General features: G+C 54.4%; 11 protein-coding genes. 4 read left to right on the top strand and 7 right to left on the bottom strand.

Annotation, left to right across the window (positions count from 1 at the left end; translation table 11 throughout):
- Positions 1-4: 4 nt before the first annotated feature.
- The 3 genes from EQG79_RS12720 to EQG79_RS12710 all read right to left on the bottom strand — a co-directional run bounded on the left by EQG79_RS12720 (position 5) and on the right by EQG79_RS12710 (position 2,044).
- Positions 5-919, bottom strand: a complete 915-nt coding sequence (locus EQG79_RS12720) for a class I SAM-dependent methyltransferase (RefSeq protein ID WP_077920964.1) — start codon at positions 917-919, stop codon at positions 5-7.
- Positions 920-960: 41 nt separating this feature from the next.
- Positions 961-1,398, bottom strand: coding sequence for an EVE domain-containing protein (locus EQG79_RS12715; protein WP_077920965.1), 438 nt, complete (start codon positions 1,396-1,398; stop codon positions 961-963).
- Between the two features lie 73 nt (positions 1,399-1,471).
- Positions 1,472-2,044 (bottom strand): DinB family protein, encoded by a 573-nt coding sequence (locus tag EQG79_RS12710; protein WP_077920966.1) that lies wholly within the window; start codon positions 2,042-2,044, stop codon positions 1,472-1,474.
- A 361-nt stretch (positions 2,045-2,405) separates the two neighbouring features.
- On the opposite strand from EQG79_RS12710, the gene EQG79_RS12705 reads away from it, so the two are divergent.
- Both EQG79_RS12705 and EQG79_RS12700 read left to right on the top strand, forming a co-directional pair.
- Positions 2,406-3,899, top strand: a complete 1,494-nt coding sequence (locus EQG79_RS12705; protein WP_165358881.1) for a capsule assembly Wzi family protein — start codon at positions 2,406-2,408, stop codon at positions 3,897-3,899.
- Positions 3,900-4,144: 245 nt separating this feature from the next.
- On the top strand, positions 4,145-4,699 hold the full coding sequence (locus EQG79_RS12700) for an RNA polymerase sigma factor (protein ID WP_129601697.1): 555 nt from the start codon (positions 4,145-4,147) through the stop codon (positions 4,697-4,699).
- A 104-nt stretch (positions 4,700-4,803) separates the two neighbouring features.
- On the opposite strand, the gene EQG79_RS12695 is transcribed toward EQG79_RS12700, so the two are convergent.
- The 4 genes from EQG79_RS12695 to hisG all read right to left on the bottom strand — a co-directional run bounded on the left by EQG79_RS12695 (position 4,804) and on the right by hisG (position 9,019).
- Positions 4,804-5,406 (bottom strand): CAP domain-containing protein, encoded by a 603-nt coding sequence (locus tag EQG79_RS12695; protein ID WP_129601696.1) that lies wholly within the window; start codon positions 5,404-5,406, stop codon positions 4,804-4,806.
- A 148-nt stretch (positions 5,407-5,554) separates the two neighbouring features.
- Complete coding sequence (locus tag EQG79_RS12690; protein WP_129601695.1) at positions 5,555-6,055, bottom strand: peptide deformylase; 501 nt, start codon at positions 6,053-6,055, stop codon at positions 5,555-5,557.
- Between the two features lie 745 nt (positions 6,056-6,800).
- A complete protein-coding gene (gene hisD, locus EQG79_RS12685; RefSeq protein ID WP_129601694.1) occupies positions 6,801-8,093 on the bottom strand; it encodes a histidinol dehydrogenase in 1,293 nt (430 codons plus the stop codon).
- Positions 8,094-8,158: 65 nt separating this feature from the next.
- Entirely contained in the window at positions 8,159-9,019 is an 861-nt protein-coding gene (hisG, locus tag EQG79_RS12680; protein ID WP_077920971.1) for an ATP phosphoribosyltransferase, read from the bottom strand.
- Between the two features lie 364 nt (positions 9,020-9,383).
- Between hisG and EQG79_RS12675 the strand changes: the two genes are divergently transcribed.
- Both EQG79_RS12675 and EQG79_RS12670 read left to right on the top strand, forming a co-directional pair.
- The gene (locus EQG79_RS12675; RefSeq protein WP_077920972.1) at positions 9,384-10,028 is read left to right on the top strand and encodes a 7-carboxy-7-deazaguanine synthase QueE; all 645 of its coding nucleotides are present in this window, start codon (positions 9,384-9,386) and stop codon (positions 10,026-10,028) included.
- Positions 9,983-11,965, top strand: coding sequence for an OmpA family protein (locus EQG79_RS12670; RefSeq protein ID WP_129601693.1), 1,983 nt, complete (start codon positions 9,983-9,985; stop codon positions 11,963-11,965). The genes EQG79_RS12675 and EQG79_RS12670 overlap by 46 nt, the downstream gene beginning before the upstream one ends.
- The last annotated feature ends 45 nt before the right edge of the window (positions 11,966-12,010 follow it).

Here is a 12,010-nt window from a genome sequence, read left to right as displayed (position 1 = left end):
TGGCTCAGTCAAGCCCGGCGGTAACGCCTGCCGACAAAGGTACGGACGCAAATCGGTAGAATACGCCCAGTGGCAGCCGTTTTTGGTACGTATCATCCATGAATAGCTCCCCCCATTCTGCATTGGGTACCTCCCCAAACGTTTGCCGCATCAGGTTGTCGAGAATCAGCGAGGAGAACCCCAGCGAGTACAGGTTAATAATGAAGAAAAAATTATCCCGGTCGAGCAGGTCGGCACAGGCTTTGAGCAGGTCGTTAAGGTGTTCTTCCAGCACCCATTTCTCCCCATCGGGGCCGCGCCCGTAGGCCGGCGGATCCAGGATGATGCCGTTGTACCGATTTCCCCGGCGCCCTTCCCGACGAACAAACTTTACCGCATCATCGACCACCCACCGGATATTATCGAGTTCGCTATGGTCCATATTTTCCCTCGCCCAGCTGATAATAGGCTTAACCGCATCTACGTGGGTCACGTCGGCGCCGGCCTGCCGGGCCGCCAGCGAAGCCCCGCCGGTGTACGCAAACAGGTTCAGCACCTTGGGCCGCTCTGTATCCATGCTTTGAATGGCCCGGTGGAGATACGCCCAGTTATCTGCCTGTTCGGGGAAAAGACCCACGTGTTTAAACGTTGTCAGGGCCAGCTTAAACTTAAGGTTGAGGCCACTCTGCTGAAACGTTACGAACCAGGGGTCGCGCATATCGGGCGTAGTTTGCCAGTCGCCCCGTTCGGGAGATTGCCGGTCACGCCGGAAAATGGCATGGGCACGCCGTTCCCACTCGTCGTCACTCAACGACTTATCCCAGATAGCCTGGGGTTCGGGCCGGGCCAGCACGAAGTCCCCAAACCGTTCCAGCTTATAAAAATCGCCGGAGTCGATCAGTTCATACGACGACCAGGGCGCAGGAGTAATGAGTTGCATACGAAAGAAGTGAACGGAAAACGATGAAGCGGGCAGCCCCGTTACTGGGCCAGGCTCTGCTGGCCCAGGGCGAGAATAAGCTCGTATTCATCGAACCGAATAGGCATCACCGACAGGCGGGATTGCCTGATCAGCGCGATGTTGGTCAGCAAGGGCTCCTGCCTGATCTGGGCCAGCGAAACGGGGCTTGTAAACGGCAAAACGGGCTCCAGTTCGACGACCACCCACCCAAATTTAGTTTGCGCCGGATCATCGGCAACCGTCGGGTCGGGATAGGCTTCGCGGACAACCGTAGCCAGACCAACTACGGCGGGTTTGGTGACACTATGATAAAACAGGACGGGATCGCCAACCCGCATCGCCTTCAGGTTGTTGCGAGCCTGGTAGTTGCGAACACCGTCCCAGATGGCACGTCCCTGTGCAATAAAATGGTGCCATCCGTACGCATCCGGTTCTGATTTTACGAGCCAGTAGTTCAAGGCGCAATCATAAAAAAGCCGGGTTGTCAGCTGATCCTGCGGGCAGGATCAGCTGACAACCCGGCGGGTTTTATTAATAAAAATCGTCGTGCTCAGAGCTGCTGCCGAAGGGCGATCCGTATTGGTCTTCGTCGTCTTCGTAGCGCGATCCGGCCCGGTTGAATGCCAGTGCTTTCTTGAGAATCATGATCTGCCCCGTATGATACAGGTCATGGTTGATTATACCGTGGAGCATATCGTAATAAGTGTAGTCACGCCCCGGCACAATGTCTTCCAGAAACTCGTCATCGTCCCGTTTGTCGAGTTCGTTGATCAGCTCCTCCTGACTCAGGCTGAGTTCCATTTCGAGCGCTTCCCACTCAAAATCATCGATTTTATCGGGGAGGGCACCAAAATTTTTCTCCGGTGTGGTTATGTCAAACGTCGCATCGCCCTGCATCTTCTTGACGCAGAAAATCCGCCAGCTTGTCATGTGAAAAACCAGTTCGGCAATGGTATGTGTATTAGGGCTAATCCGTCGCCCGGCCATGTCGGGGGTTACTTCCCGCAGGGCCTCCACCACCGACGGGCCATGCCAGGCCTCCTCGCTCTCGTACGTGGTGTTGAGTAAATCGATAATGCGTATGAGTTCGTCGTTAGGAACCATCTTTTCTAGTTGTGTCGTAGTGCTTCAGAGTAGTAATACCAACCATACGTATAACACGAAGTGCCGTACTCTGTTGGTTTACCTTAATAAATACGGTTAAATCAACCACAGTCGCCCATCGGCAGGTGTTCGCTGCACACGGGCCGATCAGCAATTTGTCCCGCAAAGGTAAGTTAATATTGACGGGTTCCGAAAAAATGCCGCACTGAGGCCGCTCTAATTGAGGGCTACCGGTACGTGGGTTTAGGCACCTGAAGCCCCCGATCGGCAATAATTGTGGTTGGGCATGATTTTAGCAACAGGTTTTTCACCGGATGTGACCCTGGGAAGCTCCCCGCGACTCAACTGAACAGGCCTACCGATGATGACTTCGTTTCTACGCTTACTTGTCTGCTTTCTACTGGGGCTTGCCAACTGCTCAGGTCAGTTTACCAAGCCGCTCCAGTTAGATACTGAGGCCGGAAGCTATTTTTCAACCTCCGGGCTTACCCCCTTCTGGTTACGGGCCAACCAGTTCGGTATTGTTCCGCGCGAACATGCCATCATGACCGTCCGGCAAACGCTGCGGGTCGATTATGACCGGCAGCCCGGCAGCAAGTGGGATAGCCTCCGTTCGGTCAACAAACGGATCGACTGGGGCTGGGGTCTTCAGGCTGTCTTCAACGCTGGGTATGCCTACAAACTGCTGATTCCCGAAGCGTATGTCAAGGTTAAACTAGGTGCGTTTGAGATCTGGAGTGGTCGTCGGCGCACAACGAGTGGACTGGCAGATTCGATACTTTCGTCAGGCTCCTATGCGGTTTCGGGCAACGCGCTACCGCCGTTGAGCCTACAGTTTGGCATTCCGGAGTTTACCCCCCGACGCGGGCTGATCAGCCTGAAAGGTTTTTATAACCACGGCTGGTTCGAGAACGATCGCTTCGTCAAAAATGCCATGTTGCACCAGAAAGCGCTCTACCTGCGTTTGGGTAAACCCAGCTGGCGACTTAAACTGTACGGCGGCTTCAACCACCAGGTCATGTGGGGCGGGAATACCGAGCGACTGCCAGGCACTATGGTCAAAAACCAGCAGTTGCCCGCTACCTTCAGTGACTATCTCGACGCCGTGATGGGAAGCACCCTGGGCGCCCGCACCAATGTTGATACCAATCGGGTAAGCCAGTTTGATCGCGAAAACCGGATTGGCAACCACCTCGGCACGGTAGATGTGGGGTTCGAGTACACAGCTCGTTCTTTTTCGGTCTTTGCGTATCGCCAGAGCATCTACGAAGACGGGTCTTTGTTTTACCTGATCAACATTCGCGATGGGTTACACGGCCTCCGCATCCGCAACCGACGCCCCCTGAATCCCGACGGCCTCCAGATTCAGGACCTGTTGCTCGAATATTTGTATACACAAAATCAGGGGGGCGCGGTATTCAGCAATAACCCATCCCAGCGCGGCCGTGACAACTACTTCAACCACTCTCAGTACCAGGACGGCTGGTCGCGCTACGGGCTGACCATTGGCACGCCCTTCATCACTCCCTCGGGAGATGGCCGCACCGGCCTGCCCCTGTACGGGTTCACCAACAACAACCGGGTATCCGTCATGCACATCGGTCTGTCGGGGCAGGTGCTGGATTTCTTTCAGTTTCAGGTGAAGGCGTCCTACAGCGCCAATAAGGGTACCTACGAAAAACCCTTTGCCCAGACGGTGCGTCAGTTTTCGTCGGCGCTGACCATGTCGGCCCCGCTCTACATTCTTAACGGCGTGACCGCTTCGATGGCGGTAGCCCTTGATACGGGCAATCTTTACTACAATAGCCTCGGATTTTACGTCGGAATCCGAAAAGAATCTCAGTTCGGACGTTAACTTTCCTTTTCGTTTGTAAGCTATTTTATAGACTAACCGAATAATAAATCTTTAGTCTAATCTATCCTTAGAGTATCTAAAGTTTTACTTAAAACGGCTACTTTTCTGTGCATAAGCGTACTGACAGTGAATAAAAGTGGTATTAGGTATAGTAATTGTCTAAGGTCGATTCTGTATCTGATTAGCTCACAACGATCACTTAATGCGCTTACTGCTAACCTTATTCTCAATATACTTTATTTGTCATGGCTAAACACCAACATCTAAAAGATGAAGAACTTATCCGTATGTATCTGCATACCCAGCAGAACAATTATTTCGAAACCCTTTACAATCGGTACGTCAGCAAGGTGTACCGCCGGTGTCTTTCGCTGATCAAAGACTCTACCAAGGCTGAAGATTTCACCCACGACATCTTCCTGCGCGTGTACGGAAACCTCGGTAATTTCCGCGAGCACTCTACCTTTTCAACCTGGCTGTACTCCATCTCCTACAACTACTGCATGGACCAGCTTCGGTACGCCCATCGCACGGTAACCGTTGCGCTGGACGATGACGATGAGCATCAACTGGCAGACAGTTCGGATCACGAACTGATCGAAACCCAATTTCAGCAGCTGGCTCAGGTGATGGGCACCATTTCGCCCCAGGAGACCCAGATGCTTCGGCTTAAGTACGAGGAAGGGCTGGATATCCGTTCCATTGCAGACCAGCTGGCGTTGAAAGACAGCGCGGTAAAAATGCGCCTGAAACGCACCCGTGATAAGATTCGGCGTCTGTATGACGCGCATTACCTGTAGTGCTGGCAATACAAATTATTCCTGTAGAAGAATTCGGTTATCTGTTTGGCCAAACCTATCCGTATCCGCAGCCTCCGGACACGGATAGGTTTCGTTGGTGGGTACTACCTGCGGGTACCGAAATCAGTGACCCAATAGTGGCGGTAGGTACTGGTCGCTGAATAGGCATACCCCACCCCTACCTGTTTGAAGTTGGCACTCATAATATTGCGGCAGTGGCCCGGCGACTTCAGCCAGCCATCAACTACCGCCCGGGTGGTGCTATAACCAGCGGCAATATTTTCGCCGGCGGCCCGCCATATGTATCCCTCCCGGGTCATCCGATCCCAGGGTTGCGAGCCGTCGCGTCCGGTATGGCTGAAATAGTTGTAGGTAGCCATGTCCAGCGCATGCTTGTCCGAAGCGGAATTTAGCTGGCTATCCAGGGTAAGAGCAGGCACAGCGGGGTACGTTGTGGTGCCGCACTGGCAAGGTTTGGAGCGAGCCACGTTGATGTACGTCAGGACTTCCTGCTGCTGGGCATAACTGGCGGCTGCAGCACGAGCCCCGGCCAGATCCGGGGCAGGGACGGTGGTTTCTCCCGTGTTTATTTCGGCATAGACTGAAGACGATACAGGAGCCGGCACCTGCTCCGACTCCCGATCGGACTGACACGCTGCTGTAGCCATAACTATGACTGCCGTAGCGAAGAGGTAGGAAAACTTCATAAAATATATAGTTGGATTTGTTGATTAAACGGTAGTTCTACCGCTCTGGTATGCTACCAAACCCAACTTTTTGCATTTATTTTCGAGCCATCCGTAACCTCTTGTTTACTTACCGGGCTATAGTATTCGTTGTCAAATCCATAGGCCTTTAGTCCGTAGGTGTGGGTCTCCATCGGAACGATTGCTCATCCACGGCCCGCATCGTACATAGTACACCGTTCAGATGGTCATACTCATGCTGAATTAATTCGGCCAGCGACCAGTCCGTTACTGTCCATACCTGCTCCCGCCAGTGTTCGTCCCGATAGGCAAGCGTCAGGGTTTTGTGACGCCTGACCTTGACCAGTAGATTTGGAAAGCTCATACAGTCATCCCAGAGTTCATCCAGCTCGGGGCTTACGTCTACCAGCTCGGGGTTGATCACAACTATGGGCCGGTCGATGTTCTGATAAAACAGCCGTTTCATTATACCTAACTGGGGTGCGGCAATACCCCGCCCAAATTGATAGCGGGCCCGAATCGCTTCCATCACGGCATGCAGGTCCGCCACCCATCCTGACACCAGAGGTAGCTCTTCTTTCCTGACCGGGTCGCAGTTCTGATACAACCGCGGGTCGCCGAGCAGGAGCAGGTCGGAAAGCGTTTTCATTTTATAGACAGAATTGTGTTAATTCTACCGGCAGACCAAGGCGGTGTTATAGATATATACATGCAACGGCATCAATGCCGCTGCTACTCATAGACCTGGCTCAATGAGATAATCCAACCCATTCTATCAATGACTAGCGTCGGCATTGATGCCGACGATCCCCGGTGATCCCGTATACCGCAACGGCATAAATGCCATTGCTACTCATAGACCTGGCTCAATGAGATAATCCAACCCATTCTATCAATGACTAGCGTTGGCATTGATGCCGACGATCCCCGGTGATCCCCTATACCGCAACGGCATCAATGCCATTGCTACTCATAGACCTGGCTCAATGGGATAATCCAACCAATTCCAACAATGAACAGCGTCGGCATTGATGCCGACGATCCCCGGTGATCCCGTATACCGCAACAACGCATCAATGCCATTGCTACTCATAGACCTGGCTCAATGAGATAATCCAACCCATTCTATCAATGACTAGCGTTGGCATTGATGCCGACGATCCCCGGTGATCCCCTATACCGCAACAACATCAATGCCGCTGCTACTCATAAACCTGGCTCAATGAGATCATCCAACCCATTCTATCAATGACTAGCGTTGGCATTGATGCCGACGATCCCCGGTGATCCCGTATACCGCAACAACATCAATGCCGCTGCTACTCATAAACCTGGCTCAATGAGATCATCCAACCCATTCTATCAATGACTAGCGTCGGCATTGATGCCGACGGTCAATTTACCGGACTTTCTTCGTTGATACTGGCTAAACGCAGGCTGACGGCGCGTTTGTGTGCATCCAGCGATTCTGCTTCAGCCATTGCTTCAACGACTGGTCCTACCAGCTGAAGCCCTTCCGGGGTGATGTGCTGAACCGTAATCTTTTTGACGAAGCTATCGAGCGATACGCCACTGTAAGCCCGTGCAAACCCGTTGGTGGGTAAGGTATGGTTCGTGCCTGACGCGTAGTCGCCAGCCGATTCAGGGGTGTAGTTGCCTAGAAAAATAGACCCCGCGTTGATAATCTGTTCGGCTACCTGCTCGGCGTTGCTGACACTCAGAATCAGGTGCTCGGCCGCGTACTGGTTCAGCAGCTCGATTGCATCGGCCTGCGTGTCGACCAGGATGGCCTTACTATTCTCGAGCGCCTGCGCGGCCAGGTCGCGCCGGGGAAGCTTATCGAGTTGCGTCCCTAAGGTCAGATTCACGCTACTGATTAGTTTTTTACTGGTGGAAACCAGCAGAACCTGGCTGTCAGCCCCGTGCTCGGCCTGTGAAAGCAGATCGGCCGCCACAAATGACGGCACGGCGGTATCATCGGCGTAAACGGCTACCTCGCTGGGACCCGCGGGCATATCGATAGCCATTCCTTCTTTGGCCACCAGCATCTTGGCCGCCGTCACGTACTGGTTACCCGGACCAAATATTTTGTATACCCGGGGAACGGTCTCGGTCCCATACGCCATGGCCGCAACGGCCTGTGCTCCGCCAATCCGGAAAACGCGCGTGACCCCAACCAGCCGGGCCGCATAATAAATGGCCGGATGGCTACCGGGCGTACAGAGCACGACATCCCGGCAACCGGCCAGTTGAGCCGGCACGCCCAGCATCAGAACCGTGCTGAACAAAGGAGCCGTGCCACCCGGAATGTACAGGCCTACCTTTTCGATGCCTACACTCCGGCGCCAGCACGTAACGCCCGGCATCGTTTCTATTTTTTCGACGGGTTGTTTCTGTGCTTCATGAAATAGCCGAATGTTCTGATACGCCTGCCGGATCGCGGCCTTCAACTCGGCAGACAACTGGTCTTCTGCGGCATCGAGTTCGGCCGCGCTGACCTCGAGCTGATCGGGTTGTAGCGTTAACCGATCAAATCGCTGAGCCAGTTCGATCAGGGCCGCATCCCCTCCGGCGCGTACCTGGGCCAGTATAGGGGTGACGGCCGCTTCAATCTGCTGGGTCGATTGCACCGGTCGGGCCAGCAGCGCAGGCCATTCGCTCCGGTCAGGAAAGGGAATAATTGTCATGATAATACGGCTGAAGAAATGCGCTGGGCCGACAGCACATCGCCACCGACCGGATTGCATCGCTGTTAATAAATCATTTTCTCGATTGGGATAACCAGAATCCCTTCCGCCCCGGCAGCCCGAATCGCTTCGATATTTTCCCAGAATTCGTTTTCATTCAGGACCGAATGAACCGAGCTCCAGCCCTCCGTAGCCAGGGGTGTTACGGTCGGACTCTTCATGCCCGGCAGCAGCGCCGTTATCTGGTCGAGGGCGTCGTTAGGCGCGTTCAGCACAATGTACTTGTTATTCTTGGCGGCCTGCACCGATTTAATCCGAAACAGTAGTTTGTCGACCAGCGCCTGTTTGTCGGCGTCGAGGGCCGGGCGGGCAATCAGGATAGCTTCCGACCGGAAAATGGTTTCGACTTCTTTGAGGCCATTGCTCAGCAATGTGCTGCCTGAGCTGACGATATCGCAGACGGCTTCGGCCAGTCCAATGCTGGGTGCAATCTCGACCGATCCGCTGATCTCGTGAATCTCGGCCTGAACCCCTTCGCCAGCCAGGTAAGTACCCAGCAGGTTCGGATACGACGTGGCAATGTTTTTACCCTGCAAATCCTGAATACCGGCCCAGTCGACACCGCGCGGAATAGCAATACTCAGCCGACATTTTGAAAAGCCCAGCTTGTGTACAGTCTGGACAGGGCGGCCCGTCTCGACCGCTACGTTCTCTCCAACGATACCGAGGTCAGCCACACCATCTTCGACGTAGCCTGGAATATCGTCGTCCCGCAAAAACAGGAACTCGGCTGGGAAATTGGAGGATACCGATTTGAGTTTACCGGTGCCATAGTCGAACCGGATACCGCACTCTTTGAAAAGCTGGTACGAATCTTCGCTCAGCCGACCGGATTTTTGAAGGGCAATGCGTAATAAAGAAGCCATGAATGGATTTGACGAATGACGAATCACAACAGGCCGTAAAGGCCGGGAGTTATTCGCTGATGAGTAGGCAGGCCGCAGGCATTGACGCGTCGCAGAACCACCTGGTTAAATGAACGGCAAAAGTACTGGAAAACGACGGATCGGCAGATCGATTCAGTCGTAGAATATGGACCGATCAGCCGCGATGATGGCGACGATGTCGAAAATAAGGAACGGCGGCCCGGGAGGAGATCATGGGCGCAAAAGTAATAGCCAGCTCCATCTGGAACAAGCCTCCGGCCAGTTTCGCCATCTGTAAGCGGGTCGGCGTGTCCTAAAACAGGCAGAGGCTCGAACCAGGCGCCAAAAGCCGTATCTTTGTCGTATGCTTTTGGAACAGAAACAACAACCTTCAACAGACTTACTTACGTCATCATTACCCGTAATGGAAGCGTTTTATACGCTCCAGGGCGAGGGAGCGCATACCGGGCGGGCGGCCTATTTTATCCGGCTGGGTGGCTGCGACGTGGGCTGTCACTGGTGCGACGTAAAAGAATCGTGGGATGTCAACGCTCATCCGCAGCGTACCATCGATGCTATTGTGACCGGCGCCCTGGCCTATCCGGGTCGAATGGCGGTCATTACGGGTGGCGAACCATTGATGCACAACCTGACCCCACTCACCCGCGCGTTACAGACCGCCGGCTTCAGGACCAACATCGAAACATCCGGCGTCTGTGAGGCCGTTACCGGTTCGTGGGACTGGATCTGCTTTTCGCCCAAGAAGTTCAAAAAACCCAACCCGGCCATTTTTGAACGGGCCGATGAGTTGAAAGTCATTGTCTACAATCAGTCTGATTTCGCCTTTGCCGAGTCGTTTGTACCCTCGCTGCGCCCCGATTGTAAACTCTTTTTACAAACCGAGTGGAGTCGTTCCAATGAAATGCTACCTCGCATCGTTGAGTACGTTAAAGACCATCCGCAATGGCAGCTTTCATTACAAACACACAAGTATCTGGATATTCCCTGACAGGTAAACGGAATGGAGAGTACGGGGGGCTGCTCGCGCTCATCGGCCTGTTTAGCTTCCTGCTCCTGCTGACCAGCCCTGGTTTCGGGCAGACGACCAAAGCCCGGCAGCTCTACGACCAATCGATCAAGCTTTTTGGCGAACGGCGCGCTACGGAAGCCATCCCGTTCATGGAACAGGCCATCAAAGAGAACCCTAATTTTACCGATGCCTACATTAAACTGGGGCAGCTCTATGAGTTCACCAAACGGTACGAGCCGGCCATAGCGGCCTATCGTAACGCCCTTCGGCTGCAACCCGACAGTCCGGCCTCGGGAGCAGCCTATCAATCGCTCAGCAACACACTCCTTCGACTGGGGCGCTACGCCGAAGCACTGCCCTATCTCGAAAAATACCAGACCTTATTTGCCCCCCAGTCGGTACAGGCCAAACGGATCGAACGCCAGATCGAAACCGCCCGGTTTGGGCAGAACGCCCTGCAACGCCCGCAAACGGTCGACCCCAAACCCTTGTCACCAGTCCTGCAGACGACCCCTTCGCAGTATTTTCCGGTCCTTACGGCCGATGAGCAGACACTGGTGTTTACAGCCCTCAAACCCGAAGGAGACGAAGATCTGATGGTAGCCACCTTCAACGGCGAAACCTGGACGCCCCCCGTCTCGCTGTCGCCCGGCATCAATACCCCCGAAAACGAAGGCACCGCCAGTTTATCGGCCGATGGGCGACTGATTGTTTTTACGGCCTGTCAGGGGCGAAAAGGGTTTGGCAGTTGCGATCTGTACGTTAGCCAGAAAACCGGCGATACCTGGTCGACCCCTGACAACCTGGGCCCAACGATCAACACCCGTTTCTACGAATCGCAGCCCGCCCTGTCAGCCGACGGACGGCGTCTGTATTTCGTGTCGGACCGGCCGGGCGGCAAAGGCCGTCGGGATATCTGGCGGGCCGATCGGGATTCGCTGGGTAACTGGGCCGACCCTGTCAACCTGGGCGACCCCATCAATACGCCCCAGAACGAAGCCTCACCCTTTATTCATCCCAATGGTCAGAGCCTGTTTTTCGCTTCCGACGGGCACATTGGACTGGGGGGCTACGATCTGTTTGTGAGTGACAGTAACCAATCGGGCTGGTCAGCGCCGGCTAACCTGGGGTATCCCATCAACACCTCCGAAGACCAGGCCTCTCTCTTTGTCTCAGCAACCGGCAAACGAGCTTATTACTCGTACGAAGAGCAGAAAGATGGCGTATCCCAGAAGTCCCGGCTGTATGCGTTCGATCTGCCCGAGTCGCTGCGGGAACGGGTCAGGCCGGTCAGTATTCTGAAAGGGGTTATTGCCGACGCCAGAACGAAGAAACCCCTGGCCGCTACCATCGAGCTGATCGACCTGAAAACCAACCAGGTTATCACCCAGGTACAGGCCGATGCGCAAACAGGACAGTACACAACGGTGCTGCCGAGCGGTGGTGAATATGCACTCTACGTTAGCACCCCCGGCTATCTGTTTAAGAGCCTCTCGTTCGACTTTACCCAGAAAAAAAGCGAGCGGGGCGATGGCCTGACCCTGGCCGTTCCCCTGGAGCCGGCGGTAGCAGGAGCCACCGCTAAAGAAATATTGAACAACCTATTCTTCGAGTCGGGTCGGTATGACCTGGCCGATAAATCGCGCACCGAACTGAACCGGCTGTCGGCATATCTAAAAATGAACCCGGCCCTCCGTATTGAAATATCGGGCCATACCGACGATACCGGCGAAGCAGCCGCCAACCAGACGTTGTCGCAGAAACGGGCACAGACGGTCGTGACGTACCTAAGCCAGGCAGGCATCGATCCGGGGCGCATTCGGGCTGTAGGATACGGAAAAACACGCCCGGTGGCGCCCAACACGAACGACGAAAACCGGCGTCTCAACCGACGCATCGAATGGCGGGTGTTATGATCCATTCAGGCCCGGACGATCGGTGCGGTAAATCTATAGTCCTAA

It is taken from the genome of Spirosoma sordidisoli, assembly GCF_004138325.1.
Lineage (GTDB): Bacteria > Bacteroidota > Bacteroidia > Cytophagales > Spirosomataceae > Spirosoma > Spirosoma sordidisoli.
The sequence above is the reverse complement of the archived record's forward strand: the minus strand, read 5'-3'. Positions and strand labels throughout refer to the sequence as shown.

What these genes read in the sequence shown, in the direction of transcription:
- EQG79_RS12720 (WP_077920964.1), bottom strand. Translation starts at nt 919, where the DNA reads ATGCAACTCATTACTCCTGCGCCCTGGTCGTCGTATGAACTGATCGAC.
- EQG79_RS12710 (WP_077920966.1), bottom strand. Translation starts at nt 2,044, where the DNA reads ATGGTTCCTAACGACGAACTCATACGCATTATCGATTTACTCAACACC.
- EQG79_RS12705 (WP_165358881.1), top strand. Translation starts at nt 2,406, where the DNA reads ATGATGACTTCGTTTCTACGCTTACTTGTCTGCTTTCTACTGGGGCTT.
- EQG79_RS12700 (WP_129601697.1), top strand. Translation starts at nt 4,145, where the DNA reads ATGGCTAAACACCAACATCTAAAAGATGAAGAACTTATCCGTATGTAT.
- EQG79_RS12695 (WP_129601696.1), bottom strand. Translation starts at nt 5,406, where the DNA reads ATGAAGTTTTCCTACCTCTTCGCTACGGCAGTCATAGTTATGGCTACA.
- EQG79_RS12690 (WP_129601695.1), bottom strand. Translation starts at nt 6,055, where the DNA reads ATGAAAACGCTTTCCGACCTGCTCCTGCTCGGCGACCCGCGGTTGTAT.
- hisD (WP_129601694.1), bottom strand. Translation starts at nt 8,093, where the DNA reads ATGACAATTATTCCCTTTCCTGACCGGAGCGAATGGCCTGCGCTGCTG.
- hisG (WP_077920971.1), bottom strand. Translation starts at nt 9,019, where the DNA reads ATGGCTTCTTTATTACGCATTGCCCTTCAAAAATCCGGTCGGCTGAGC.
- EQG79_RS12675 (WP_077920972.1), top strand. Translation starts at nt 9,384, where the DNA reads ATGCTTTTGGAACAGAAACAACAACCTTCAACAGACTTACTTACGTCA.
- EQG79_RS12670 (WP_129601693.1), top strand. Translation starts at nt 9,983, where the DNA reads ATGGCAGCTTTCATTACAAACACACAAGTATCTGGATATTCCCTGACA.